The organism is Shimia marina, from assembly GCF_001458175.1.
Taxonomy (GTDB): Bacteria; Pseudomonadota; Alphaproteobacteria; order Rhodobacterales; family Rhodobacteraceae; genus Shimia; species Shimia marina.
On the sequence record NZ_CYPW01000008.1, the window covers coordinates 28822 to 54379 of the forward strand.

Here is a 25558-nt window from a genome sequence, read left to right on the forward strand (position 1 = left end):
TATTTCCTCAAAAAGGCCAGCAGAGTAACGGCCCTGGAGTCTCAACATGACGTTTTCTACTTCATAATCTCTGTTACAATGTACTGGCCATTGACTTGCTCGACGACAAAATGGATCTGGGAGCCTTTGCGAAGGCCTTTCAGCATCGAAGGCTTGGCAACCGCGTAACCCATTTCCATCGCGGGCATGTTGATGTTTTTGAGCGGGCCGTGGTTGATCGTCACCACATTCGACTTGCGGTCCAAGTTCGTGACGGTGCCCATCGACATATCATGGTCGCCGCCAGCAAATGATGTTGTTGCAGTAACTGCCAAAGCGGCCGCGAGTGAGAGAATTTTCATGTTTTGTATGCTCCTTTGAGAGGCACAAGATCGATTGTTAGTGTCGAGGCTTTCTTAATTTCAAAACAGGCAATTTTTGGGTTTTGTTGTAAACCGCCGAGGGAACTCACTCTCGCTGCCAAGTCTGACCGAACGGCCGTTTTGACGATGACAGTAAGGGCGACCTCGTCATTTCTACCTTCAAAGTCCCATGACATACTCAGTTGTGAACGGTGACTGCCTATTCTTGATAAAGCTAAAAACCCCAACCAAATCAATACCACTGGGCCGGTTTGAAATGTATCAATTTGTAAGGTTTACATCGACGAGTACGACCGATAGCAGTTGGTCGGAACACTGGAGAAAGAGACCTATGCGGCTGGAATGGATGACCAAGATAATTTGCGTCTTGTCGCTCGCTTTTTTTGTTTTGTCGCTCATTCCAACTGTGTCTGTTGCTGTTGAGAGCCCGCCTCTAACGTTCGAGGAAATTTGCGCGGAAGATAACTCAGGGCATGCTGCGCTGGTTACTGACCAGCAAGGGCGTCATGACACTGCGTGCTTTGGCTCGATGGCGTACTGTTCGATTATTTCCACAACGCCTCCGACGCCTTGTGCGCCAGGTCTTGTGACAGTTTTTGATGCTCATAAGCTTGAGGCGCAGAGCGCCGAGAGTCGAACACTCGAAGTGAAGTCGCCCCCTCCGCGTTCCTGACATCCCATCCGATCTGCAGGTGGCTCTGTGCGTGTAGTTAACTGCGAACAGCGCTTAGTCCGTGCTTCTGCATGCGTTGAGGGCGGTTGCCGGTAGGCTTTTTCGCAACGCCGCAGAAACCGGTCACCCGATCTCAGATGTTGCTCTTTAACAGATTCCAACAATCTCACTAATGAGGAAAAGAAAATGCCTCTCTTTAGCGCAAAATTCCTTGCACGCTCGGACACTGCTCTGAGTACATCGGAGCATTTGTCGGGTAGCCTTTCCCGGCGACAATTCGGTTTGGCTGCCGCGGCGGCTCTTGCAATGCCATCTGCTTTGCAGGCTCATCAAAACCCTACGATTACATCCAAAGGAACGTATGACATTACAGTCGATCGGGTGCGGATCGATACGGGAGACTTCCGTAAGACGGGTGTCGGTTACAACAATAGCCAGTTCCCAACCGTCCTCCGTTTTAAGGAGGGTGAAGAAGTCACGATCAACGTCAAAAACAATCTAAACGAAACCACCTCCATTCACTGGCATGGGCTAATCCTGCCGTTTAGACAAGACGGCGTACCTGGGATCAGCTTCAACGGAATCCCCCCGGGAGAGACCTTCACTTATCGGTTTCCGATCACCCAGGCTGGCACCTATTGGTTTCACAGCCATTCCGGGTTCCAAGAACCCGACGGTGCTTACGGGGCCATTGTGATCGAGCCTCGCGGAGGCGAACGGGTGCGGGCAGATCGCGATTATGTCGTTCAGTTGGCAGATAATCACCCACACTCCGGCAAAAAAATCATGCGCAATCTCAAGCGGATGCCTGACTACTACAATCGGTCGCAGCGCACGCTCCAGACGCTCATAAAAGACTCGCGCGCTGACAGTCTGCAAGCAGCCCTGCAGGAACGCGGGATGTGGGGCAGAATGCGCATGATGCCGACCGATATCGAGGACGTTCAAGGGTTCACTGCGTCAATCAATGCCCAGAGCACATCGCAGAACTGGACCGGCCTGTTCCGAGCGGGTGAGAAAGTTCGGCTGCGTTTCATCAACGCGTCCGCGATGACCTATTTCGACATGCGGATTCCGGGGCTCAAAATGACCGTGATTCAAGCGGACGGGAATGATGTTAAGCCGGTCAAGGTAGACGAACTCCGTATTGCTGTAGCCGAAACCTACGATGTCATTGTTCAGCCGCGTGAGAACAAAGCTTACAGCATCATCGCGGAATCGGTGGGACGTACCGGCATGGTGCGGGGAACTCTGGCACCAAGAGAAGGTATGGCAGGCGCTGTGCCGGCGATGCGGCCGAAACCACTTCTCACTATGGCCGACATGGGCGGAATGATGGGTGGAATGGGCATGGAGGGTCATGTGATGCAGAACATGGCTGGCATGGATCATTCCAACATGGCCGGTATGGACCACTCCAACATGGCCGGTATGGATCATTCCAATATGGCCGGTATGGACCACTCCAATATGGCTGGCATGGATCATTCCAATATGGGTGGCATGACGGAGCCCAGCAGCGTCGACTCCTCCTATGCCAATGGCAGCGGTTTGATACCGAGGGCCTACAATGGTGGGAAATTCCTGTCCTATGCCGACCTCACGGCTGCGCGGCCCAAATACAAGTACAGGAAGCCGTCGCGCACCATCGAATTGCGGCTTACGGGGAACATGGAGCGCTACATCTGGTCGATTAACGATGTGAAATTCAATGATGCAGAGCCGATCGTCCTGAACTACGGGGAACGCGTGCGTATTCGTTTCATCAACGAAACGATGATGGCGCACCCGATGCACCTGCACGGCCTGTGGTCGCTCGTGGATGTGGGCAAAGGATCTCGTAACCCCATCAAACATACCGTAAACGTGAACCCCGCCATGACGGTGGACATAGATGTCGAGGTCGACGAACCCGGTCAGTGGGCGTTCCACTGCCATCTTTCGTATCACGCCGATGCTGGCATGTTCCGGAAGGTTGTTGTCAATGGCGGCCCAGCCTGATCTTCGCGGCCGAAAAGGAATATAGTAATGCAGAGTTTGAAGATAGCTGGCGTTGCCAGCTTGTTAATCTCCACTTTCTCCGCCGCTCATGCGGAACCTCTCATCTATGGTTTCCAAGCTGAACAGTTTGAATACCGTAGTGGTGACAACGATGAAGGCGTTTTCGTTTGGGACTTCGATTTCGTCATTGGAACTGACGAGTTGAAGTTCGTTTGGCGGAGCGAAGCTGAAATCCTGGAAGGGTCTGGTGACTTCGAAGGCTTGGAAAACCAGTTGCGGTTACAGTTCCCGATTTCAACGTTCTTTGATGGCGTCGTTGGTGTACAGGCAAGTACACCCGATGGATTACCGGATCGGTATAATGCGGTGCTTGGCCTTAAAGGTCTTGCTCCTGGTTTCCTAGAGGTTGATGCTGACTTCTACTTGTCCGATCATTCTTTCTTTCGCTTTGAAGCGGAGTATGAGGGTCTAATTACCAATCGGCTCATCTTGACACCCAGCATCGAAGTGACGGTCCCTCTTGAGGATGATCTTGCTTATGATCAAGCGTCAGGTGGTGCAACAATTGAAGCCGGGTTGAGGCTTAGTTATGATCTGGTTGATCGTTCTTTCTCGCCTTACATAGGGATAAACTACGAAAAATCCTTTGGTGGGACGGCTGATCTTATTCGTGCAAGCGGAGAGGAAAACGGGGTTACCTCTATTGTTTTTGGGACGCGTCTGATGTTTTGACACGGGACCGCCCCTTCTGAACGGAAGGGGCGGTTCAATCTGCCTGTATCAACAGCTAGTCGCAAGTTGATCTACGAAACAATCCGCATTTGTGGCGGATACAGAAGACTCAGATTGCACGCGCTATTGATCTTCTCGCATCATATTTCCTCGATTTCAGGTGAGCCTGCTCTCGAACTGAGGAAACCGTTGATTAAGAGAGGATGTTTCAGCCAAGAAAAAATCATTAGCACACAAGTACACTGGAACTGCTGTTCTGAACTGCGGTCCTAAGGTACGCCCGTGTGAAACGGTAATTTTGGTTCCGAAAATCGACTATATCGTAAGCGGTGCGTGACGGTCACCTTCCAGTCCGATGTCTGATTTGAGATTTCACCTCCAAAGTTGATTTTGCGAGGTGAGTTTCTCCATGGAGACTACAGTTGAGTTTCTCAGGCGCTTGGGTGTTTCGACCTCCAGCGATGGTAGGCGGCGCTGGCCGGATGCGGTGAAGGCGCGGATTGTTGCGGAGACGTTGTTGCCGGGTGCGACGGTGAATGCGGTGGCTCGCAAATATGATGTGCGCGCGAACCATGTGTCGTCGTGGCGACGGATGGCCAAGGATGGTGAGCTTGTTTTGCCGGTACTCGGGAAAGAGGCTGCGTTTGCGCCTTTGGTGGTTTTTGATAGTCCGCCTGCGCCGCCGCCCTCGGAAGTCGATGCGTTGTCGCCTGCTATAGAGATCGTTGCGGGCGAGATGTTGATCAAGCTGGATGGGACAACTCCAGCGGCACGGGTTGCTCAGATTGTTCGCGCGCTTGGGGAGACAGCGTGATATTCCCCTCAAACCGGGTTCGTATTTTGGTGGCAACGAAGCCGGTGGACTTCCGGAAAGGGCACGATGACCTATCAGCACTGGTGAGTTCGGTTTTGCGTAAAGACCCGTTCACGGGAACGGTATTTGTGTTCCGCTCAAAACGGGTGGATCGGCTAAAGTTGCTGTATTGGGATGGAACCGGGTTGGTGATGACCTACAAGCGGCTGGAGGACACGAGCTTTACCTGGCCCGCCATTCGGGACGGTGTGATGTCGCTGAACCACGCCCAGTTCGAGGCGCTTTTTGCGGGGCTGGACTGGCGCAAGGTGAAGGCTTTGGAAAGCCGCCCTCCGGCTGCGGCTGAATGAATCAGGAGGTCGATTGGGCTCGGTAAACTTGGGCCTTCGTGCTATGCGGCGGCCATGTCCGACGCTGCCAATGACCTTGATTTGAGCCTGCTGCCGCCCGAGTTCCGGGCGCTGTTTGAGGCGCAGGCCGCGCAGGTCGCAGAACTCAAGGAGATCAACAAAAGGCTTGAGCATCTGGTGGCTGAGCTGAACCATGCGGTGCATGGCAAGAAGTCCGAGAAGCTGGACGAGAATGACCGGCAGCTCTTATTCGAAGAGCTCGAAGTTGCCATCGCCGAGGTGCACGAGCGCAAGGACACCCAAGCCACCGGAGAAGATGCACCCAAACGCAAACCGGTGGCGCGGCGCAACCTGGGCAATCTGCCCGAGCATCTGGAACGCATCGAGCAGATTGTCGAACCCGACAGCTTGATTTGCCCTTGCGGGTGCGGGGAGATGCACAAAATTGGCGAGGACCGATCCGAGCGTCTGGACATCGTGCCCGCCAAAATGCGCGTAATCGTCACCGTGCGCCCCAAATATGCCTGCCGCCATTGCACCGATGGAGTGACCCAAGCCCCAGCGCCAGCGCGCCTGATCGAAAGGGCGCTGCCGACAGAGGGCAGCATCGCGCATGTGTTGGTGTCAAAATATGCAGATCACTGCCCGCTGCACAGGCAATCCCAAATTCTGGGTCGTGCAGGTATCGACATTCACCGCTCAACGCTGGCCGATTGGGTCGGCAAAGCGGCCTTCCATCTGGGGCCGGTGGTCGACCAGCTGGCCGAACACCTGAAGACATCCACGAAGCTATTTATGGATGAGACAACCGCGCCGATCCTCGATCCCGGCCGCAAGAAAACCAAAACCGGATACCTCTGGGCACTGGCGCGTGATAATCGGAATTGGGGCGGCGATGACCCGCCGGGGGTGGTGTTCTTCTACGCCCCAGATCGGCGGGGCGAGAATGCGGAGAAATTCCTCACCGGTTTCGATGGCATCCTGCAACTGGACGGCTATCAAGGGTACAATCGCCTGACCCGCGCCACGCGCAAGGGCGGCGAGCCCATCGTCGTTGCCCATTGTTGGGCACACGCGCGTCGAAAGCTCAAGGAAATCCATGATCGCGACAAATCCGAGATCGCAGCAGAGGGCCTGCACCAGATCGCCGAAATTTACGCCATCGAAAAAGATATCCGAGGCACATCCCCCGGCCAGCGCCTCTCGGCCCGCCAAGCCCGATCCGCGCCCCTCGTTGCAACCTTCGGCGAGTGGCTGCAAACACAGCGCACCCGCGTCTCTGCCAAATCCCGCCTTGGTGAAAACTGGCGTATATCCACCGCCATTGGGACGGATTACAAACCTTCCTCATCGACGGGCGCGTCGAGATAGACAGCAACCAAGTCGAAAATTTAATCCGCCCAATTGCGCTAAATCGGAAAAACGCACTGTTTGCAGGCCATGACGAAGGCGGCAAAGCCTGGGGCCGGATCGCCTCGTTGATCGAAACCGCCAAAATCAACGGCGTCGAGCCTTTCGCCTATCTGAAATCTACACTCGAAGCGATCGCCGCGGGTCATCCGAAAAAACGCATCGACGACCTGCTGCCCTGGAATTTCCCGTCAAGCAGATAATCCTGTGCTCGCCAGCCGCCGCTTACACTATATCCTCCAGACATGCCAACCTGCTTACATGCAACGCTTCTTTTCAACCAAGATGCCGGGCGCGCAATTTGTAACGAACGTCTTGGTCTTCAGCCTGATCGGGCTCCTACCGGTCTTGCTCGTTTATGTCATGCGTGCGCCTGGATTTGCTTCGGCCTTGATTGACGGAGGACCGGCGCTTTTACGGTTTTTCAGGCAGGTTCTGACGAATGGGCTTCCGGTCATCTTTATCGTCAACTACGTCGGCTTCTTTCTGTTTGCGGTGTTGAATACCAAGGACGCCAATGGCCGTGATCCAGCGTCGTTCATTCTCCTCGATCTTGGTATCCGAGTCGCTCTCTTTCTCGTTCTCCACGCCTTCATTTACGTGCTTTCCGCCGGTTGGTTCGGCTCTTTTGGAGGTAGTCGGGCGACGGCCCTTTCAGTGGTTGCGCCCACACTGGCGCGGTCCGCACTCTTTGAAAACATATCCGGAGTCTACCTGTACGCCACTTTGGTAAGTGCACTGCCGCTCTATGTTACGGCAGCCGGAAAGTCGGCAATCCTGAGACCATTCGTTGATCTCTTCCCAAGAAACATGGGCGCGGTTTCGGTTGCTCTCGTCGCTTTTTTGTCGGCCGCTGTGTGTCTGACGGCTATTGCCGTCGTCATCCTGCGTCTTCAGAGCTAGATTGCCGTCGCGCTCTCACGTGAGCGCGACGCGCGCCATGCTTGGGCAAAGGCCAGAACCCAGAGCCCTGCAAGAAGGAAACTCCAAAGCGCGTTCCAACTCGCCATAGACAGGCTGAGGAACTCCCAGGCGACTTCGTCGCACATGACCAAGGCCGATGGTGCAGATGATGCAGAGGGCAGAAGGTCCGCAGCTGACAAGTTTGACATATCAAGACCTAAGCCTGTGCAGGATGTCGGACCTTCCCACCAACCCCGTTCTACGCCGGTATGAAACATCCCGATGCCCGCTGTCACGAACGCGGCGGCAGCGCCTGCCATCAGTAGCGGTAAGATGGGCAAACCAACCATGAGGAGCGCGCCAATAGCGATGGCGATCGCGTGAGGGTATCGCTGCCAAATGCACATCGCACATGGTGCATAGCCCGCCGCCTGAAACAAGAAGGCGGCCAGCAACAGAACGGCCGATCCGCCGGCAGCGATCAAACCAAGTTGTTTCGAAGACAGCGCCATTCACTTTCCTTTCGCCTACACGCAGCTCGGCGGTCGAACTCGGTGTAACTCTCCCAGTACGCGCCGCAGCTGCCGATTTCTCGGCAACTGCGAATCCTTGATCAGTTTGGCATTATGCCCCCGATTGCATACATCCCATCTTCGCCCTTGACGAGCATCAGGGTCACCTCGTCACCATCGGTCACCTCTCCCATCATCTGCGCGTTTTCCAGAACCGTCATATCCATCGTCATTGCAGGCCAGCCGATCTCTGGAATCGGGTCATGGCTCACGTTTGCAGTGCCGTCGCCGATGGAATTAATCACGGCCTTCGCGTGAACCGCGCCCTCCATTTGTTCGGCGGACATCGGCATGTCCGAATGATCCATATTGTGGTTCATTTGTGCGATAGCCCCTGTCGCGGACAGGGTCAGAAGTACGAGACTTGCAGTCAGTATCTTCATGAGAAGCTCCATTCTTGAGGTTTGTGCGTTCGATTATTCGGCAGGCAGTGCTGCATCGACGGGCTGCTGAATTGGGGACGTGATTTCGCGGTTTACGCGTTTCAGCGCGAGCCGTTTCCAAATCACGAAGATGGAAGGAATGACAAAAAGCGTCAGCAGGGTCGCTGTCACCATACCGCCGATCATCGGTGCAGCGATGCGTTGCATGATCTCCGAGCCGGTGCCGGTGCCATACATGATCGGTATCAGCGCCGCGAAGATGGTGGCCACGGTCATGACTTTGGGTCTCACCCGAAGAACAGCTCCCTCAAAGACGGCCTCCTCGATATCGTCTTTTGTCAGCTTGCGGACTTCGGATTGACCGAGTTTGCGTCGCTTTTCCCAGGCGAGATTGAGATAAAGCAGCATGACGATAGCTGTTTCGACGGCCACGCCGGCCAGGGCAATGAAGCCGACAAGGACGGCGATCGAAATGTCGAAGCTGAGATACCACAGAAACCAGACACCGCCTGCCAACGCGACAGGAAGCGCGGCGAGAATGATGCCAACTTCAATCACCCTATTGAACGCCATGAACAACATCAGCGTGATGATCATAAGCGTGGCGGGGGCGACGATCGCCAGCCGGTCCTGCATCCGCTCGATGTAATCATACTGCCCGGACCATGTCAGAGAATATCCGGGCGGTAGGCGCACCTGATAGGCCACGACCCTCTGCGCCTCGGCGACATATCCGCCGAGGTCTCGTCCTGCGATATCGATAAACACGAATCCTGTGCGCCGAGCGTTCTCTGATCGGATCATGCCCGGACCATCGATAATACGGACATCGGCCAAGGCGGTCAGCGGCACATGAGCCCCTGATGGGGTGACAACGGGCAAGTTTTCGAGGCGTTCGGGGCTATCGCGCCAGGCCTGCGGATAGCGCAGGTTAATCGGAAAGCGCTCCAGCCCTTCAACGGATTCCGATACCTGCATCCCACCGATGGCGGTTTGCACCACATCCTGAACATCCCGCACGCTCATCATGTATCGCGCTGCGGCGTCGCGCTTGACGTCGATTTCTATGAAGCGCCCGCCTACCGGGCGCTCCGCATAGGCGGAGGCAGTGCCCTCGATATCCGACACGGCCCGTTCCACTTCGATCCCGATGTCTGTGATGACGTTCAGATCAGCACCCGAGATCTTGACACCAACCGGCGTTCGTATCCCGGTGGCAAGCATGTCGATCCGGTTCTTGATCGGCTGGATCCAGACATTGGTCACGCCTGGGATCTGCACAGTCCGATCAAGCTCATCGCGAATTTTTTCCATGGTCATGCCGGGGCGCCACTTAGCTTCTGGCTTTAGTTGGATCGTGGTTTCCACCATCGTGAGTGGTGCAGGATCGGTCGCTGTCTCTGCGCGCCCCACTTTGCCGTGCACAGTTTCAACCTCTGGGATTGTAGCGATCAGGCGATTGGTCTGTTGGAGGACTTCGCGCGCCTTGCCCGTCGATATGCCGGGATAAAAGCTCGGCATGTAAAGGAAGTCGCCCTCATTCAGCTCGGGCATGAATTCTGAGCCCAGCCGCTGATAGGGATACCACATCGAAGCGACCAGCGCACCGGCCAGCAAAGTGGTGGCCCAGGGCCATGCGATCGCTGCATCGAGGAACGGGCGATAGATGAAGACAACCAGCCTGTTCAACGGGTTCTTGCGCTCAGGTAAAATCCGCCCGCGCACGAAGTATCCCATCAGAACTGGCACGAGCGTGATCGACAGGATCGCCGCTGCGGCCATGGCGTAGGTTTTTGTATAGGCCAGCGGAGAAAACAGCCGCCCCTCCTGATTTTCCAGGACGAAGACAGGGAGGAAACTGACCGTGATGATCGCGAGGGAATAGAAGAGTGCCGGGCCGACCTCGGCCGCACATTCCTGTACAATCCGCCATCTGTTCTCTGCGGTCAGCTTCTCCTTTTCCAGTCTTCGGTGCATCGCCTCGATCATGACTATAGAGGCATCCACCATTGCCCCGATCGCGATGGCAATACCGCCCAAGGACATGATGTTGGCATTCACACCCTGTGCCTTCATCAGGATGAAAGCGGCGAAGATGCCCAATGGCAGTGACAGCAGGATCACCAGCGAAGATCGCAAGTGCAGCAGGAAGGCGGCACAAACCAGAACCACCACAATGAATTCCTGCGTTAGCTTCTTCTGCAGGTTTTCGATGGCCCGCTCGATGACGCCCGACCGGTCATAGGTCGTTATGATCTCAACGCCTTCCGGCAAATTGGGCCGCAACACCTCGATCCGACTCTCGACTGCTTTGATCGTCGCCAGAGCGTTGCCGCCCCAACGCAGAACCACAACGCCTCCGACGGCGTCTCCTTCCCCATCGAGTTCTCCGACGCCGCGCCGCATCTCCGGTCCCAACCGAATGTCCGCAACGTCCCCAAGGGTGAGTGCTGCGCCGCGGTCGTTGACCATGAGAGGCGCACTTGCGAGATCTGACAGCTCGTCAATGTAGCCGGAGGAGCGGATCATGAATTCCGCTTCGCCCATCTCGATGACGCTCCCGCCGGTTTCGCGGTTGGCCGCTTGGATCGCGTTCCTGAGCTGGGCCAGCGTGATGTCATAGGCCCGGAGTTTGTTGGGATCGACAACAACCTGATATTGTTTGACCATACCGCCGATTGTGGCGACCTCGGACACACCGTCGACGGCCTGCAATTCATATTTTAGGAACCAGTCCTGGAGTGTTCTGAGTTGGGCCAGATCATGATTTCCAGTCCGATCAATCAGCGCGTACTGATAAATCCATCCCACGCCCGTGGCATCGGGTCCAAGCTGTGGTGAGACCCCCTCCGGCAAGCTGCCTGAAATCTGTCCAAGATATTCCAGCACGCGCGATCTGGCCCAGTAAAGATCCGTGCCGTCTTCGAAAACAACATAAACAAATCTGTCGCCGAAAAAGGAAAACCCACGGACGTCCTCAGCACCGGGCACCGCAAGCAGCGCCGTCGCCAGCGGGTATGTTATCTGGTTTTCAACGACCTGGGGTGCCTGTCCCGGATAGGGTGTGCGGACGATCACTTGCACATCGGACAAATCTGGAATGGCATCTACCGGCGTTTCGCGGATGGCCCAAATACCTGCTGCACCCATCATGAACGCTAGAGCAACAATGACGAACCTGTTGGCGAGCGAGATGCGTATTATCGCCGGGATCATTGCGTCACGCTCCCGTCAACGGTCACATCCAAGAGCGTCATCGAAAAGTCAGGGTTTCGCCGCAGGATGAGCGTCACGTCAGTTCCAATTGGCAGGCGTGCAACCTCGACGTCCTCCGACAATGGAAAGTCCATGGTCATGCCCGGCATCCCGATTTCGACCATGGGGCCATGAGTGACGTTTGCTGTCCTCGCATCATTGTCGATGGAGTTGATCTGACCTGTGACCTGCATGGGTGGAGGGACCACTTCAGCCGCGGCCAGAACCATATTCATTCCATCCGGACGCGCAAAGGTCAGCGTCATTTCCGCGCCGGTCGCCAATGCAGTCGCATCCAAGGCTGAATCGATGGGAAACTCCATGGTCATCCCGGGCATCCCGATTTCAGCCATCGGTCCGTGTGTGATCGTCGCTGTCCCATTCTCGGCGTTCAACGCATCAATGATCCCAGAGACGACGATTGGTGCAGCCCCTTCCGCGGGCTCCTCTTCTGGCTCCATCGCGGCTCCGGAGTCTGCGCCTTCCGCACGGACTGCTATGACAGAGAACATTCCGCCGTCGTCCGCTGCCAAATCAAACTCAATAGGTGCATCAAGCGGCACTGCGTCGAGATCGACACCAACCACCGGTAGATCCATGGTCATGGCGGGCCAGCCAAGCTCAGGGATTGGACCGTGCTCAAGGGTCAATTTGCCGTCTGGCGTGACGGCCAGAGCCATCCCGGTTCCCGTGCCAGCGATGCCGTCATCAGGTGCAAGCTCCATCAAGCTGAGAAGCCCGTCGGCACCCCTTGCAGCAAGAAAGGCGACCTCGTCACCCGCATTCAGCCGGTCAAGCGAAACGCCAGCCCTTACAGGAAACTCGGACGTCATCGCGGGCCAGTCCAGGCTCTCGAGCATATCATGACGAACGCGCGCGACCCGGGTTTCGCGGTCGAGATCTACGAGAATGCCTTTGCCGCGGGCAGGCTCCGCATCCGTCGGTGCCATGCGCATAAAGCCGGCACTTAGAGCGCTTTCACTGTCGATCAGGAATTGTGCGGAGGCAACCACCTCCTCGCCGGGGCCGATCCCTTGCAGAATTTCGGTTCGTCCACCTTCGCCGAAACTGTCCCGCAATCCTGTTGTGACCAGTCTGGGCTTGAAGGTCCCCTCACCCGTTTTAAGGATGACCCGTTCCGCTGATCCGGTGCGGATCACGGCCTCAGACGGCACGGTCAACACTGTCCGTGTTTCTGTCGGTATCAAGCTTACGCTCCCGAACATGCCGGGACGAAGAACACCATCGGAATTGTCGAACCTTAGCCTTACAGGCAGGGTCCGGGTCTGAGGGTCGAGCTCGGGATAAATATAGTCGATCTCACCTTCGAAACTGCGTCCCGGAAGATGTTCGAACTGAGCGACCGCCCGCATATCCTCCGAGAGCCTTGCGATGTCACGTTCGAAGACATCGACAATGAGCCAGACCCGAGACAAATCGGCGACTGAAAACGCGAGTGTCCCAGGTTGCAAATACATCCCGTCCGCCGCATTCAAGGCGATGACAACACCGTTCTGCGGGGCTTCGATTTCGATGTTGCGGACAAGTTCACCCCCAGCCTCGATTTCCGCAATCTGACGTGCTGACATGCCGTGGCTCATCAGCTTATTGCGAGCCGCCTCCAGAATGCGGGGGTCGCCGTCCTCTACGGCGCGAACAAGGTCTCCGGTAGCTGCTGCTATGAGTGGTGAAAACAACTCGAACAGCACCTGCTGCCCTTCGACGCGGTCGCCCACGGCCCGCACTTTAAGCTTCTCGATCCACCCTTCGACACGGGTATGCACGTGGCTGGTCAAGTGCTCATCATATCCGACGAACCCAACAGTCTCGATCCTAGGTTCGACATCCGTCATGCGCGACAGCGCTGTGCGCACCCCAATTGCGTTGATTTCAGCGGCATCCAGCGTGACTTCCGAAGGATCCCCCGAAGGCTCTTCGCCCTCGTACACAGGAACCAGATCCATCCCCATAGGCGATTTCCCCGGGCCGGGTTGCCGGAAATTCGGGTCCATCGGGGCAACCCAATACAGGATTTCAGGCCCGTCCAAGCCAGCTTGCGCTGTAGGGTTTAGGTAAAGGCGTTCTAGCAAAACTCCGCCCCCAACACCGGCAGCGAGAGCAAGGACTGAAAGTGCCGCGTATCTTCCACGCATAGAAATCAACTCCTGACGGCTGCATCGAATGCAGCGATCGCATGATCAATCAGCCCGCATAGGCGGACACCGAATTGTCAGGAGTGTTTAGGTGGCCGATCTGGACCGAGGGGCACACGGGATGAATGCGTGTTCACAAATGTGACCTGCGTTGGCGAAGGACTGGCGGTCTCTTCAAACCAATGCTCGAGCTGTTGCTGGTAATCCATGAAACAGCAAAGACTAGTGTGGCAGCCATCGCCGTGTCCGGTGTGACCGTCGGTCTTCCGCTCGGCTTTGCTGACTGTGTGGTGCGCATGGATGTGGCCGGACAATTCTTCCTCAAAATCGGCATTGGCTATATGCAGGCCGCGCTCGAAGCCGCTGGTATCTCCGTCAAACGGCACCGCTTGCGTTCCGACGACAGACATCGTCAGACAAACGAATGCCAGGCAAAGCGACCGCAGGGCGATGAAAGTGTTCCACAACATGTGCGTGAATTAGTGCTATCTGTTTTTGCGGCAACATAAAGCGCGATCCAAGGATTGTATCAATATCTAAAGTTGACCATTTGCAGGACTTCTCGTTACGGGATTAACGGCGGGCGGGCAGATTAGGCAGCAGATGGATTCCAAGAGACGGTCAACACTTTTGACAATCGGGGTGGTCATCGCAGGGTACGCGGCCCTGCGCACGGTCCCGTCGCTGCTTCCGGAAAAACTGGAGCTGCAGGCGCTCGATAGTCCAGCTGGATTTCGAAAGTATGTTGCGGGTGAGACGTCAGGCGGCTTCGATCCATTTGTAGGCCTGGGCACGGCGGACAGCACCGAGGTGGCAGCGCAGAAAGCAGCAGCCTTGCAGCGTGTTTCCGAGAATATTTGTTCGGCCCTTTACGGTGATCTGAGTCCTACGCCAACCCAGGTCCCGATGGCGTCGTTCTCGGATTACTATTGCCCCTTTTGCCGGGTGCAGACCAAACGGTTGGCCGACATGACGGGCGAGATGCCTGACAGGATTACAGTGGCCTGGCACGAGTTGCCGCTCCTCGGCGATACGTCGAATCTCGCGGCCAAAGCGGCTTTGGCAGCGAAACGGCAAAACGCCTATGTCGCCTTTCATGAACGGCTGATGAAATCTCCTTTCCAGGCAACGCCAGAATATCTCTCGCGCCTCGCCTCTGATCTGGGCGTCGATAGCGACAAATTGGTTGCTGACATGCAGAGTGCTGCGATCGCGCGCGAATTGGAGGACAGCGCGGCTCTTGCACGCGTATTCGCTTTTGTTGGCACGCCAGCCCTCGTGATCGGCCGGACCGTCGTTCAAGGTCAGATCAGCGACAATCTGGTTCGGGAAATCATCGCGTTGGAGCGCGAAGAGGGTTGGCGAGATGTTTGCACGGCTGCATAGGCTGGAAGGCTCGGCCCGGGATGTCTTGGTGTTTGTCGTCAATCGACTGTGGAGACGATATGGATAGGCGGTGTTTCCTCCTGCTTGGCTCGTCGTGGGTCGTGGCCCCGCAGGCCGTCTCGGCAGCGAAGCGCACGATTTGGTCGGCTGCCGAGACGGCAGACGCATTGGCGCAGAACAGGGTTTCCCTGATTGATGTGCGATCGCGCGCTGAGTGGATAGAAACGGGCGTCGCAAAAGATGCATGGCCGATCAGCATGCATGAACCGGGATTCGAGCACCGCTTGTTCGCCGCACGCGATTTTTCAGGCGAGAAACCCATTGCTCTGATCTGCGCCACCGGAGGGCGCAGTGGCCATCTTTTGAGCGCCTTGAAGCAAGCTGGATACACGGGCTTCATCGATGTCTCAGAAGGGATGCTGGGATCACCGAAGGGGCCAGGCTGGATCGCACGCGGATTGCCCGTGACGGATATGGAGGCGGCGTTGGCAAGCCTGCCTGGCGCTTTGCGTTGATCGCATGTTCATCCAAATGACCGTCCGGGTTTCTCATCTCGGGGCTTGGCCTCTGCTCTTTTTTCTCGGTTTCATGGGCATCTTCCTATCCGATGCCGTCAAGGCTGCCGAATCCGAGAGCTTTTCAAACCCCGCCGTAACCGCGCGTCTTATCTCGGCCGAAGACGGGATTGCGCCAGATGCCGCCTCCGTCTCACTTGGATTGGCCTTGGAGTACGGCGAGGGCTGGAAGGGATACTGGCGCACGCCCGGCGAGGTTGGCTTGGCACCGAAACTCGACTGGGCTGGTTCGACCAATCTGAAATCCGCCGAGCTTCTCTGGCCCGCGCCGGAACGTTTCGAAGCCTTCGGGATCGAGAACTTCGGCTATTCAGGTCAGGTTGTCTTGCCGATCCGCGCGAGACTTGAGGACGCCGGCCACCCTCTGGAACTGCGTGCCCGTGTGTCCTTGCTGACATGTTCGACTGTCTGTGTGCCCCATGACTTCGAACTTTCGCTCGCCTTGCCACAAGGCGTCGGGATCGATACAAAATCGGCTGGCCAGATTGCTACTTACGCCGATCGCGTTCCCGCGGTGCCCGAGAACAGCGACATCAGGATATCGGTCACGGCCCTAGATACGCGCGACTCGGCTCTCATCGTTGTGGCAAAGAGCGACACACCGTTCGGTCAGGTCGACGTGTTCCCGGAATTCGGACCGCTTGTGACCTTTGGCAAACCAGATATCCGGTTGGATCGCGATAGAACGGAACTCTGGGCACAAATACCGATCAACGCTTGGACCGAAGAGCATGCAGAGCCTTCGGTTACGATCACTGACACCGGGCGTGCCATCACGGCACCGGTCACGCTCACTTCGGAGCCCCCTGCCCCACCGTTTGCAAGCGCGGACCCTCGGGCGAGTGTACTCAAGGTTGTGGCGGTGGCCGCCATCGCCTTTCTCGGGGGTCTGATCCTGAATGTCATGCCCTGCGTATTGCCCGTTCTATCGATCAAGCTCACATCTGTATTGAAGGCAACCGGTCAAACCCGGCAGATGACGCGCAACGGGTTCCTGTTTTCAGCTTTGGGGGTACTGACATTTGTCTGGGCGCTTGCGGCTGCCTTAGTGTTTCTTCAATGGATCGGAGTGTCCGTCGGCTGGGGAATACAGTTCCAAAATCCGGTCTTCGTGACGCTGATGTTCATGGTCATCGCCGTCTTTGCCGCCAATCTCTTCGGTGCATTCGAGATATCCTTGCCCGTGGCCCTTCAAGACCGCCTCGGTGCCAGCGGTGCCCGATCCGGGTATATCTCAGACTTTGGCACGGGTCTGCTTGCGGCCATCCTCGCCACGCCCTGTTCCGCCCCATTCTTAGGCACCGCGATCACCTTTGCGCTCGCGGGCACACGAATGGACGTGATGGTGATATTCACAGCGCTCGGTCTTGGACTGGCCCTGCCCTACCTCGTCATAGCCGCACGTCCCGAGTGGGTCACGCGGCTACCCCGCCCCGGGCGATGGATGCTTATGGTCAGGCTGCTGCTCGGCGGTCTGTTACTGGCAACAGCCGCTTGGCTTTTGTTCGTTCTCGTCGGCGTGGCAGGTGGACGGGCAGCTGCCTTTGTCTCGGTACTCACAGCGGTGTTCATCGTCGCTGCATCAATCCTGCGGGCAAACCAGTGGGTACGGCGCGCGGTTCTCAGCGCCTGTGCTTTTCTGGCGATTTTCGGGGCAGGTCTCACCTCAACCCCTGACCGCACCACTCCGGGGGTTGATGCGACGTCCCAGTGGACGGATTTCGAACCCATCGGCATTGCGCGTCACGTCTCAGAAGGGAAGACTGTCTTCGTCGATGTGACCGCAGATTGGTGTTTGACCTGCAAAGCCAACAAGTCTCTCGTGCTTGACAGGGATCCGGTGCGTGCTCAGTTGCGCGGAGGTTCCGTGGTTGCCATGCAAGCGGATTGGACCCGCCCGAATGAAAACATCGCGCGGTTTCTCGAGCGATATGACCGCTACGGCATTCCGTTCAATATCGTCTTCGGGCCAGGGTCGCCTTCCGGCATCGCTCTCCCGGAAATTTTGACGCCACAGGCAGTTCTTGACGCTCTCGACACAGCGTCTGTTCGAAGTGTCGCGTCGGAGTAACGCGTTTAATCGAGCTGAAGATCGGAAATCGACGCAACGATTCTGCCCTTGGTATCATCGCTGTCTGCCGACACGGCCAATCCAATCAGGGCACCCGGCTCGCTCCCGAACGCAGTGCGATGATCTGATGCGAGATCGACCTGCTCACGATACTGCCCGACCTCTGAAGGGCGCAGGACTTTGCTGCGCAACCGGGGCGAATAGGGGCTGGGCAATATCGCATTGGTCGGGTGCGTACCGCCCCACACGTAGATCAGGGCGCGTGCGCTGTTCTCTTGAAGAATGCGCCGCGCGCTCTTTCCGCTCAGAGCGTCCACCCTCTCCGGATCGACGAAAACGAAGTAGATCGCCAGATTTCTGTCGTCACCACCTTTGATCGTAAGATCGGTCGGTCGGACACCCTCGTGGACCCGCCAGACCCAACGCGCAGACCCAGCCGAACGATTGAGGGCCTCAACGGGGCGCCAGAGCAACGAGACCGTACCGTCCGAGAGGATGTCCAACTGGCGTCCCCGTTGACCAAAATCGTTCGAGAAAAGGCGCAAGAAGCCCTGCTCTTTCCAGCTGCCGTCAAAAGAAATGACCTCGTTGGCGGTGCCCGCGGCTGGTGCAAACACGGCGCATGTCAGCAAGGTCAGGACTTTGGCGACATGGACCATTGCTCCTCCTATATCCAACCGATTGCGCGCGCGGGCATCCAGACCCCCATGAAGATCATCATCAGATTTTCGGTCAGCGACACAAATCCCAGTGGCACGTTCGACCCGCCACCAACACAAGCGCATTTCAACTCTCGCCCGTCGATATAGACCGCCTTGAACACGGAGACCGCCCCGATGGTCCCGATTACGAGGGCGATTGGTGCACTGATCCATACAAGTGCGCCCGCGACCATGAGAACGCCCGCGATGGCTTCACCAAAGGGATAGATGTAGCCGTAACGCACCCAGCGTTGCGCGAGCAGATCGTAGTTCAGAAACATCGTCGAGAAGCCTTCGATATCCTTCAGCTTCTGGACGGCAAGGAAGCACATGGAGATCGCGATAAACCACTCGAAAGCGCGAAGGGTAAGTATCGACCCGTAGAACGCCCAGCTGAGGCCCAGGGCCATGAGAAACGCTACCGAGAAGATCGCGATGACCGGCTGATAGGTCGTCTCGTCCGCCTCCTTAACCTCTTTCCCGAAGTGCTCGCGCAAGGCGTCATAGCCGCCGATGCGCGTACCGCTGATGAAGGTCTGGGGTGTTGTCGATACGTTGTGTTCCGCCTTGAACGCGTCCGTCTCTTCGCGCGTCGTCAGATGATGGTCTTCGACCTCATACCCTTCGCGCTCCAAGAGATCTTTCGATTTCAATCCATAGGGGCAGAGGTGGTCTTCCATGACCATGCGATAAAGAACAGCCTTTCCTGCGGCCTGGTTGGTATCTTTCGGCATCATGTCCTCCATTGGTCTAGCTGTTGCAGGTCCAATAGCCCATGAAGCCAACCGCGAGCGGGGTTTCACCGGTCAATTCGAACAAAAGGGTAGAGCCTTCTCCGTTGTCAGCATCGTTCGTTGCGACGGTCATCTGACCACCATCGGCCATCAGAACACCTCCAGAGGCCACATTGCCGGTCGCTTCGAATTGCACCAGCGACCCGGAGACCTTCGCGATTCCCTGCCCGTTTCCATCGGTCGCCAATATGGGGTCGGCGTTGACGGCGCGAACGAACGTACACATCGGCTCGGTGCCGAGCCCGCTCGCGATCTCCGCGTCCGAAAGAGGAGCAGGACGGATGCCTGCAATGACCGGCGTCGAGATTGCCTGCGTCAGGCTTGCCACACTTGCAGGTCCATCGGATTTACCCAATGGCCATTCTGGCCCAGCTTCACCATTTGCTTCGATGTCGGCGAGCAGAAAACGCATTTCCGCGATTTCCCGATCTTGGGCCACGACAATTTCTTCAGCAAGCGCTTTGACACGCGGGTCGGTGATTTCCGCCCTCTTGCTGGTCATGATTGCAATCGAATGGTGCGGGATCATGGCACTCATCCAACTTTCATCCTGCACGGTTTCCTGGCTGCGTACGAGCCAGAGAGCTCCGACGAACAGGACTGCCGAGCCTGCGAGAATGGCGACATTGACGGCGACGTTTTTGTACATGCCCCACATAAACAGGAGCATCACGACTGCCATCGTTGCACCCATAACAAAGGTCATGTAGAACCGCGTCTCGCTCCAATAGATATGCTCGAGCGCATAGGTGTTCAGATACATCAGGCCGAACATGATGGCGGTCGACGTTGCAACCATCGCAATGAAGCGCCCGTAAGAAGACTTGCCGTGACTGTCCGGTTTGGCGGTAACACCAGATTGATGGTCGTAATGAGATATTGCTGAATCTGACATGTGAACTCCTTTCGCTTTTTTATCAAACGAGATTCCAGCGCTGGAGGGTTCCCAATTAGAACATGTTTTCAGCGGATGCTTTCCGCGTCGCCAGAAAGATCCTTCAAGATCGGGCAATCCGGTCGGTGGTCGCCGTGACAGGCCTCGACGAGATGGGATAGGGTCTCGCGCATCTCCTGAAGCTGAGCGATCTTGTCGTCGATTGCGCTCAGGTGCTCTTCAGCGATGGTCTTCACCTGGGCGCTTTCCCGCGTTTCATCCTCATAGAGGCTCAAGAGATTGCGGCAATCCTCAATCGAGAACCCGAGCGCGCGCGCGCGACCCAAGAATGCAAGCTTGTGCAGATCGGTCTCGCGGAAGGCGCGGTATCCGTTGCCACTGCGCTGCGGCCTGACCAGGCCGATATCTTCATAATAGCGGATGGTTTTGGGCGGGATGCCGGACCGCTCTGCAACTTCTCCAATGTTCATGATGCGATCCTCCTATTCTGCGGGTTGGGTCAGTGCACTGATCCGTGGTGCGGCGGTGTCTCTGTCTTCACGCAAGGCCGGTACGATGCGGCGCAGACGCAGGGCGTTTGTCAGAACCGATACCGACGACAGCGCCATCGCACCCGCCGCAAAGACCGGGGAAAGAAGTAAACCAAAGGCCGGATAGAGAACCCCGGCGGCGACCGGGATGAGCGCGACATTGTAGCCAAAGGCCCAGACGAGGTTCTGGCGAATGTTCGACATGGTGCGGCTGGAAACCTCTACCGCATTCACCACGCCGCGCAGATCGCCTGACATCAAGACCACATCGGCGGATTCGATGGCGACATCGGTTCCAGTACCGATGGCGATGCCGACATCCGCATGGGCCAGAGCTGGCGCATCATTGATGCCGTCGCCCACGAAAGCGATCTTTCGGTCTCCCGCGCGCAGATTGTCGAGGGCTGCGACCTTGCCATCCGGCAGGACTCCCGCGATGACATGGTCAATCCCGGTCTCGCGTGCGATGGCCTCCGCCGTCTCGCGTTTGTCTCCGGTGATCATCGCAACCTTGAAACCGCGCGCGTGCAGGGCTGCAATGGCCTCCTGGCTGGCGGGTTTTACGGGATCCGCCACGGCAATCACTGCGGCCAGTTTGCCGTCGATTGCCGCATAAAGCGCTGTCCGGCCCCGCCCGGCCAACTCGGCTTCGGTTTCGACCAAGGCGGCGATCTCAATGCCTTCGCGGGTCATATAACGGTCCGCGCCGACCATCACTTCCTGACCTTCAACGGTCGCGGCGACGCCGTAACCCGTGATCGAGCGGAAGCCAGCGGCAGTCGGAACGGCAATCCCTTCTGTCTGTGCGCCGCGCACAATTGCTTCGGCGATGGGATGCTCAGACTGAGCCTCGACGGCAGCGATCAGGCTCAGCACCCTGTCACGGTCCTGACCCTCGGTGGTGACCAGATTAGTTAGCGATGGTTGACCTTCGGTGACCGTCCCTGTCTTGTCGAGTGCGATGACATCGACTTCGGACAAGGCCTGGAGCGCATCACCCTTACGGAACAAGACTCCCATCTCTGCAGCGCGTCCGGTGCCCACCATGATCGACGTGGGCGTGGCCAAGCCCATGGCGCAAGGACAGGCGATGATCAGAACCGAGACGCCGGCGACCAACGCGAAGGTCAAAGCCGGGTCCGGTCCGACAAGCAACCAGATCACAACCGTGAGCGCTGCAAGCACCATGACGGCAGGCACGAACCACAGGGTCACGCGGTCAACAAGTCCCTGGATGGGCAGCTTGGCACCTTGAGCCTCTTCGACCATGCGGATGATCTGCGCGAGTGTGGTATCTGAACCAACCCGTGCGGCCTTAAACGTCAGGCTTCCAATGCCGTTGACAGTCCCGCCAGTGACAGCGGCACCAGCGGTTTTCTGCACGGGCACGGGCTCTCCGGTAATCATGCTCTCATCGACATTACTCGACCCCTCGGTCACCTCGCCATCCACGGGGATCCGTTCACCCGGTCGGACAAGGATCACATCGCCGACGGCGAGTGCGTCGACATCGACCTCCGCCGTTTCATCTCCCCGAATGACGCGCGCGGTGCGGACCTGCAGGCCCAGCAAAGCCTGAATCGCTGCGCCGGTGCGACCCTTCGCGCGTGCCTCAAGCCAGCGCCCAACCAGAATGAGGACGACGATGACCGCAGCTGCCTCAAAGTAAACCGCGCGTACCCCCTCTGGCAAAAGTCCGGGAAGAAAGGTTGCGACCACCGAATATCCCCAGGCCGCGCCGGTGCCGACGGCGACGAGGCTGTTCATGTCCGGAGCGCCCTTGAAAAGCGCGGGAAACCCCTTGGTGTAGAAATGGCGTCCCGGCCCGAAGAGGACGAGTGTTGCGAGGACGAACTGGATGATCCAAGACGTTTGGAGACCAACCGTCGTCATCACCAAGTGATGAAATGCCGGTATAAGATGGGAGCCCATTTCTAGGATGAAGACCGGGAGCGTTAGAATTGCTGCCAAAAGGACGCTGCGGCGCAGTCCGTCGGCTTCTTCTGCCTTGCGTGCGACGCGAGACTGGCTCGCCTGCTCCTCTGCAATTTTGGCCGGATAACCAATCGCCGCCGATGCGGCCATCAATTCGCCCAAGGATACCGCGCCCTCGAGATACTCGACCGTCGCAGTTTCTGCCGCCAGATTTACGCTAGCGGAAAGCACTCCGGGCACGTCCGCCAATGCCTTGTCCACCCGCCCGACGCAAGACGCGCAGGACATGGACGCAACGTTCAAGGTGACCTTGGATGTCCGTGCGGGATACCCCAAGGAGGCAAGCGCCTGCGTGGCGTCCGTTAGTCGAGACGGATCATCCAGCGAAAGGCGCGCGGTCTCAGACGCGAGGTTGACAGCGACGTCGGAAACCCCGTCGAGGCTAGCCAAGGCCTTTTCAACACGTCCCACGCAGGATGCACAGGTCATGCCTTCGATGCTGAGCGTTGTTTGGCTGGTGTCGGTCATAACGTATTACCTCGATTGCGTGCTCGAGGCAGAAATGGGGCTTCCAGTAACTGGAAGCTCAAGGGGTCATCGGAGATTTCTTTTTGTGATCGGCACAGCATCAACCTGAATCATCTCTAACCCCCTGTTTCCAATTGAAATGTATCGATTTGTAAACTTGTCGGACAAGCCATTGGTGCGCTATCCCCCGGTCAGGAGAGTGCCCGATGAAAATGTCAGATCAGGAACAGCAGCCACAGAATTCAAAAATGATGCACGTCGGGATGTGGGTGTGCTGCGCGGTGATGCTGCTTCCGCTGCTTGTTTTCTTTGCCCGCGGCGGCTCGTTTTCTGGCTTGCAGGATAGTTTGGGCGTTTTGGCACCAATCGCCCTTTGCCTCGGCGCACATGGCGTGATGTTCTTCTTCATGGGGAAGTCCTGTCATGGAGGCAGCAAGTCATCGGATAGCAACGCACCCGTGCCCTCAAAAGCCCCTGTTCCAACATCGACGGATGCTTGACCTTCCACCCACTGGAACCCTTAGTTCCTACGGGTGAGAAGAGGATACACCATGAAATTTCACGTCCCAGAGATGAGCTGTGGCCATTGCGTTGCTGCTATCGAAAAAGCGGTCAAGGCTGCAGACCCGTCCGCAACCATCCGGACGGATTTGGCTGCACACACGACAGAGATCGACTCGACAGTCTCCTCGGCTGCCCTGCTTCAGGTTCTTGCGGAAGCTGGTTATCCGGCGACCGCTCTGGGAGAAGGTCCGGAGGATTGAAGAGCCGGATGAACGGGACCTCTAAGGCGTTGGGCCTGTTTTTTGGTGCGTATCTGTTAACCGGATGTTCCACGACACCGGTGGTCGATGCGGACGGTGCCTTCACCGAATTGCCTGAACCACTCGTCGGTCTCGCTGCGCCATACCAGAACCTCAACAAGGTACGGCTGGATCCGAATGACAGTTGCTTCTGGTATTTGCACAACGGCCCGGTCGAAGCGACCTGGTTGCCGCTCAGAACGTCACAAGGCAATCCAATCTGCCAGGCGGTGAGCTAGTTCAAGACGCTTTGAGCAACATCACGATGCCCCATTAGCCCCCGATCGCATCTTCGGGCGGATACAGGTGAGCGGTTTTGCCCGTTTCCACGTTGGGATAGAGATCGTTGATATGTGCCATGATCATGCGCACGCACCCTGAACTCGCACGACCTCCGATCGAACGCGGCTCAGGCGATCCATGAATACGCAGATAAGTGTCCCGATTCCCCACGTAGAGATAAAGCGCACGGGATCCCAATGGGTTGGTTGGCCCCGCGTCCATCCCCTCCGCATGCTGTGCATAAAGGTCCGGTTCGCGTTCGATCATGTCGTCCGTTGGACGCCAAGTGGGCCACTTGGCTTTACGCCGGATCGTGTAGATACCCGGCTCGTACAATGTCCCGCGTGCGATGGCCACGCCATAGCGCATCGCCGTGCTGCCGTTCGGCTCGATATGGTACAAGTAGCGCGCAACGGCATCGACATGGATGTCGCCCGGCACGAGGCCCGCCTTTGCCTCCACCCGAACAGGAAGGAACCGCGGATGAACCCCCCACGGATTGGAAGTCGAGGGGTCATAACTCGGAGGCGTGACTTGCGCATCCCAGACATCCCACATCGCGCGCAGGGACGTGGGCGCTGCCGATATCGACGTGGCGAGCGGTGCCGAAAAGAGCATTGCAGACCCTACCACAAAGTGCCGACGCGTCTGTTTGGCCATCAAAATACCTCTTTCACTCGTTTTGACTGTGTCTGTTCGTCCATTGTCAGGAAACTATTGGCCTGCGGCGCGTGCCTCCTGCGCAAGACGGATCATCTGATCCGCCTCGATGACCCCCGGAACCAGCGCGTCTCCGATCACAAAGGATGGAGTGCCATTGAAGCCGAGCGCGCTGCTCATCTCCATTGACGCCGCGATATGGGCATCGATCTCTGGCGCCTGCATGTCCCGTCTCAGCTGCGCGACATCCAAACCAATCTCCTGTGCGACCTGGATGACGGACGCTTCCTCGGCTCGGCCCTGCATGCCCATCAACGCCCAGTGAAACTCTTCGTATTTGCCCTGCTCTCGGGCGGCCAATGCGGCGCGCGCGGAAAAAACGGAGCCGTCGCCGAGGATCGGCCACTCACGATAGACCAGCCTCACATTGGGATCTTCGTCCAAGAGCGCTTCGATATGCGGCTTCACGCGACGACAATAGGGGCAGTTGTAGTCGAAAAACTCCACGATCGTGACGTCGCCTTCAGGATTTCCGAGAACCGGCGCGTTCGGGTCGTTCTCGAGGAGATCGCGGTTTTCGGAGAGGACACTCGCCGCTGCGGCCGCCTGCCGCTCCTGTTCACGCCGTTCAATGATCTGAACCGCCTCGAGGACAATCTCGGGGTTTTCCCGGATGGCCTCCAGAACCAATTCCTTAACCCGGTCTTCGCTGAGTGCGTCAGCATGAGACGCGAGTGGTGCAAGCAGAAGGGCGACCAGCGGCATTGCCATTGCGATCTTCATGGGAGTT

General features: G+C 57.3%; 24 protein-coding genes and 1 pseudogene. 13 read left to right on the top strand and 12 right to left on the bottom strand.

Going from position 1 to position 25558, the window contains the following annotated elements:
• Positions 1–56: 56 nt before the first annotated feature.
• On the bottom strand, positions 57–341 hold the full coding sequence (locus tag SHM7688_RS05790) for a copper-binding protein (protein ID WP_046212316.1): 285 nt from the start codon (positions 339–341) through the stop codon (positions 57–59).
• An 880-nt stretch (positions 342–1221) separates the two neighbouring features.
• Between SHM7688_RS05790 and SHM7688_RS05800 the strand changes: the two genes are divergently transcribed.
• From SHM7688_RS05800 to SHM7688_RS05825, 6 genes and pseudogenes are all read left to right on the top strand, one after another.
• Positions 1222–3036, top strand: a complete 1815-nt coding sequence (locus SHM7688_RS05800; RefSeq protein ID WP_083498968.1) for a copper resistance system multicopper oxidase — start codon at positions 1222–1224, stop codon at positions 3034–3036.
• A 27-nt stretch (positions 3037–3063) separates the two neighbouring features.
• Positions 3064–3768 carry a copper resistance protein B gene (locus SHM7688_RS05805; protein ID WP_058239074.1) on the top strand — a complete coding sequence of 235 codons (705 nt, stop codon included), beginning with the start codon at positions 3064–3066 and terminating at the stop codon, positions 3766–3768.
• 409 nt (positions 3769–4177) lie between these two features.
• Positions 4178–4582 (top strand): IS66-like element accessory protein TnpA, encoded by a 405-nt coding sequence (tnpA, locus tag SHM7688_RS20145; RefSeq protein WP_050687135.1) that lies wholly within the window; start codon positions 4178–4180, stop codon positions 4580–4582.
• Positions 4579–4932: an IS66 family insertion sequence element accessory protein TnpB gene (gene tnpB / locus SHM7688_RS05815; RefSeq protein WP_050687139.1), complete on the top strand. Its 354-nt coding sequence runs from the start codon at positions 4579–4581 to the stop codon at positions 4930–4932. Before tnpA ends, tnpB begins: the two co-directional genes overlap by 4 nt.
• A 54-nt stretch (positions 4933–4986) precedes the next feature.
• A pseudogene (gene tnpC / locus SHM7688_RS05820) lies at positions 4987–6545 on the top strand (IS66 family transposase).
• Between the two features lie 4 nt (positions 6546–6549).
• Positions 6550–7245 (top strand): hypothetical protein, encoded by a 696-nt coding sequence (locus SHM7688_RS05825; protein ID WP_223229243.1) that lies wholly within the window; start codon positions 6550–6552, stop codon positions 7243–7245.
• Here SHM7688_RS05825 and SHM7688_RS05830 read toward each other — a convergent pair.
• The 4 genes from SHM7688_RS05830 to SHM7688_RS05845 form a co-directional block, all read right to left on the bottom strand.
• A complete protein-coding gene (locus SHM7688_RS05830; RefSeq protein ID WP_050687143.1) occupies positions 7242–7757 on the bottom strand; it encodes a disulfide bond formation protein B in 516 nt (171 codons plus the stop codon). The two genes, SHM7688_RS05825 and SHM7688_RS05830, sit on opposite strands and share 4 nt — an antisense overlap.
• Positions 7758–7858: 101 nt before the next feature.
• Positions 7859–8200, bottom strand: coding sequence for a copper-binding protein (locus SHM7688_RS05835; RefSeq protein ID WP_050687155.1), 342 nt, complete (start codon positions 8198–8200; stop codon positions 7859–7861).
• Positions 8201–8233: 33 nt separating this feature from the next.
• The gene (locus tag SHM7688_RS05840; RefSeq protein ID WP_058239075.1) at positions 8234–11416 is read right to left on the bottom strand and encodes an efflux RND transporter permease subunit; all 3183 of its coding nucleotides are present in this window, start codon (positions 11414–11416) and stop codon (positions 8234–8236) included.
• The gene (locus SHM7688_RS05845; protein WP_058239076.1) at positions 11413–13608 is read right to left on the bottom strand and encodes an efflux RND transporter periplasmic adaptor subunit; all 2196 of its coding nucleotides are present in this window, start codon (positions 13606–13608) and stop codon (positions 11413–11415) included. Before SHM7688_RS05845 ends, SHM7688_RS05840 begins: the two co-directional genes overlap by 4 nt.
• Before the next feature lie 125 nt (positions 13609–13733).
• On the opposite strand from SHM7688_RS05845, the gene SHM7688_RS19715 reads away from it, so the two are divergent.
• The 4 genes from SHM7688_RS19715 to SHM7688_RS05865 all read left to right on the top strand — a co-directional run bounded on the left by SHM7688_RS19715 (position 13734) and on the right by SHM7688_RS05865 (position 17640).
• Positions 13734–14117: a hypothetical protein gene (locus SHM7688_RS19715; protein WP_158500669.1), complete on the top strand. Its 384-nt coding sequence runs from the start codon at positions 13734–13736 to the stop codon at positions 14115–14117.
• A gap of 94 nt (positions 14118–14211) precedes the next feature.
• Positions 14212–14994 (top strand): DsbA family protein, encoded by a 783-nt coding sequence (locus SHM7688_RS05855; RefSeq protein ID WP_058239078.1) that lies wholly within the window; start codon positions 14212–14214, stop codon positions 14992–14994.
• Positions 14995–15026: 32 nt separating this feature from the next.
• On the top strand, positions 15027–15509 hold the full coding sequence (locus SHM7688_RS05860) for a rhodanese-like domain-containing protein (protein ID WP_233486596.1): 483 nt from the start codon (positions 15027–15029) through the stop codon (positions 15507–15509).
• A 16-nt stretch (positions 15510–15525) separates the two neighbouring features.
• Complete coding sequence (locus SHM7688_RS05865) at positions 15526–17640, top strand: protein-disulfide reductase DsbD family protein (protein WP_058239127.1); 2115 nt, start codon at positions 15526–15528, stop codon at positions 17638–17640.
• A gap of 5 nt (positions 17641–17645) precedes the next feature.
• Here the strand turns inward: SHM7688_RS05865 and SHM7688_RS05870 are convergent, their stop codons facing one another.
• The 5 genes from SHM7688_RS05870 to SHM7688_RS05890 all read right to left on the bottom strand — a co-directional run bounded on the left by SHM7688_RS05870 (position 17646) and on the right by SHM7688_RS05890 (position 23023).
• Positions 17646–18299, bottom strand: a complete 654-nt coding sequence (locus SHM7688_RS05870; protein WP_058239080.1) for a DUF3047 domain-containing protein — start codon at positions 18297–18299, stop codon at positions 17646–17648.
• Between the two features lie 8 nt (positions 18300–18307).
• Entirely contained in the window at positions 18308–19075 is a 768-nt protein-coding gene (locus SHM7688_RS05875; RefSeq protein ID WP_058239128.1) for a MauE/DoxX family redox-associated membrane protein, read from the bottom strand.
• A 16-nt stretch (positions 19076–19091) separates the two neighbouring features.
• The gene (locus SHM7688_RS05880) at positions 19092–20030 is read right to left on the bottom strand and encodes a DUF6692 family protein (RefSeq protein WP_083498970.1); all 939 of its coding nucleotides are present in this window, start codon (positions 20028–20030) and stop codon (positions 19092–19094) included.
• 68 nt (positions 20031–20098) lie between these two features.
• A complete protein-coding gene (gene cueR / locus SHM7688_RS05885; RefSeq protein WP_058239082.1) occupies positions 20099–20500 on the bottom strand; it encodes a Cu(I)-responsive transcriptional regulator in 402 nt (133 codons plus the stop codon).
• 12 nt (positions 20501–20512) lie between these two features.
• Complete coding sequence (locus SHM7688_RS05890) at positions 20513–23023, bottom strand: heavy metal translocating P-type ATPase (protein WP_058239083.1); 2511 nt, start codon at positions 23021–23023, stop codon at positions 20513–20515.
• A 206-nt stretch (positions 23024–23229) separates the two neighbouring features.
• On the opposite strand from SHM7688_RS05890, the gene SHM7688_RS05895 reads away from it, so the two are divergent.
• From SHM7688_RS05895 to SHM7688_RS05905, 3 genes are read left to right on the top strand one after another with little or no spacing between them, the layout of a single operon-like run.
• Complete coding sequence (locus SHM7688_RS05895; RefSeq protein WP_058239084.1) at positions 23230–23523, top strand: hypothetical protein; 294 nt, start codon at positions 23230–23232, stop codon at positions 23521–23523.
• Between the two features lie 51 nt (positions 23524–23574).
• Positions 23575–23787, top strand: a complete 213-nt coding sequence (locus tag SHM7688_RS05900) for a heavy-metal-associated domain-containing protein (RefSeq protein WP_058239085.1) — start codon at positions 23575–23577, stop codon at positions 23785–23787.
• 8 nt (positions 23788–23795) lie between these two features.
• Complete coding sequence (locus SHM7688_RS05905; RefSeq protein ID WP_058239086.1) at positions 23796–24065, top strand: hypothetical protein; 270 nt, start codon at positions 23796–23798, stop codon at positions 24063–24065.
• 34 nt (positions 24066–24099) lie between these two features.
• On the opposite strand, the gene SHM7688_RS05910 is transcribed toward SHM7688_RS05905, so the two are convergent.
• Together SHM7688_RS05910 and SHM7688_RS05915 are read right to left on the bottom strand one after the other, a co-directional pair.
• Positions 24100–24768, bottom strand: a complete 669-nt coding sequence (locus SHM7688_RS05910) for a L,D-transpeptidase (protein WP_058239087.1) — start codon at positions 24766–24768, stop codon at positions 24100–24102.
• 54 nt (positions 24769–24822) lie between these two features.
• Entirely contained in the window at positions 24823–25551 is a 729-nt protein-coding gene (locus tag SHM7688_RS05915; protein WP_058239088.1) for a DsbA family protein, read from the bottom strand.
• Positions 25552–25558: the final 7 nt, after the last annotated feature.

Excerpts from the sequence above, each read along its gene's own strand:
- SHM7688_RS05790 (WP_046212316.1), bottom strand. The coding sequence starts at position 341 with ATGAAAATTCTCTCACTCGCGGCCGCTTTGGCAGTTACTGCAACAACA.
- SHM7688_RS05800 (WP_083498968.1), top strand. The coding sequence starts at position 1,222 with ATGCCTCTCTTTAGCGCAAAATTCCTTGCACGCTCGGACACTGCTCTG.
- SHM7688_RS05805 (WP_058239074.1), top strand. The coding sequence starts at position 3,064 with ATGCAGAGTTTGAAGATAGCTGGCGTTGCCAGCTTGTTAATCTCCACT.
- tnpA (WP_050687135.1), top strand. The coding sequence starts at position 4,178 with ATGGAGACTACAGTTGAGTTTCTCAGGCGCTTGGGTGTTTCGACCTCC.
- SHM7688_RS05830 (WP_050687143.1), bottom strand. The coding sequence starts at position 7,757 with ATGGCGCTGTCTTCGAAACAACTTGGTTTGATCGCTGCCGGCGGATCG.
- SHM7688_RS05835 (WP_050687155.1), bottom strand. The coding sequence starts at position 8,200 with ATGAAGATACTGACTGCAAGTCTCGTACTTCTGACCCTGTCCGCGACA.
- SHM7688_RS05840 (WP_058239075.1), bottom strand. The coding sequence starts at position 11,416 with ATGATCCCGGCGATAATACGCATCTCGCTCGCCAACAGGTTCGTCATT.
- SHM7688_RS05845 (WP_058239076.1), bottom strand. The coding sequence starts at position 13,608 with ATGCGTGGAAGATACGCGGCACTTTCAGTCCTTGCTCTCGCTGCCGGT.
- SHM7688_RS19715 (WP_158500669.1), top strand. The coding sequence starts at position 13,734 with ATGCGTGTTCACAAATGTGACCTGCGTTGGCGAAGGACTGGCGGTCTC.
- SHM7688_RS05855 (WP_058239078.1), top strand. The coding sequence starts at position 14,212 with ATGGATTCCAAGAGACGGTCAACACTTTTGACAATCGGGGTGGTCATC.
- SHM7688_RS05865 (WP_058239127.1), top strand. The coding sequence starts at position 15,526 with ATGACCGTCCGGGTTTCTCATCTCGGGGCTTGGCCTCTGCTCTTTTTT.
- SHM7688_RS05870 (WP_058239080.1), bottom strand. The coding sequence starts at position 18,299 with ATGGTCCATGTCGCCAAAGTCCTGACCTTGCTGACATGCGCCGTGTTT.
- SHM7688_RS05875 (WP_058239128.1), bottom strand. The coding sequence starts at position 19,075 with ATGCCGAAAGATACCAACCAGGCCGCAGGAAAGGCTGTTCTTTATCGC.
- SHM7688_RS05880 (WP_083498970.1), bottom strand. The coding sequence starts at position 20,030 with ATGTCAGATTCAGCAATATCTCATTACGACCATCAATCTGGTGTTACC.
- cueR (WP_058239082.1), bottom strand. The coding sequence starts at position 20,500 with ATGAACATTGGAGAAGTTGCAGAGCGGTCCGGCATCCCGCCCAAAACC.
- SHM7688_RS05890 (WP_058239083.1), bottom strand. The coding sequence starts at position 23,023 with ATGACCGACACCAGCCAAACAACGCTCAGCATCGAAGGCATGACCTGT.
- SHM7688_RS05895 (WP_058239084.1), top strand. The coding sequence starts at position 23,230 with ATGAAAATGTCAGATCAGGAACAGCAGCCACAGAATTCAAAAATGATG.
- SHM7688_RS05900 (WP_058239085.1), top strand. The coding sequence starts at position 23,575 with ATGAAATTTCACGTCCCAGAGATGAGCTGTGGCCATTGCGTTGCTGCT.
- SHM7688_RS05905 (WP_058239086.1), top strand. The coding sequence starts at position 23,796 with ATGAACGGGACCTCTAAGGCGTTGGGCCTGTTTTTTGGTGCGTATCTG.
- SHM7688_RS05910 (WP_058239087.1), bottom strand. The coding sequence starts at position 24,768 with ATGGCCAAACAGACGCGTCGGCACTTTGTGGTAGGGTCTGCAATGCTC.
- SHM7688_RS05915 (WP_058239088.1), bottom strand. The coding sequence starts at position 25,551 with ATGAAGATCGCAATGGCAATGCCGCTGGTCGCCCTTCTGCTTGCACCA.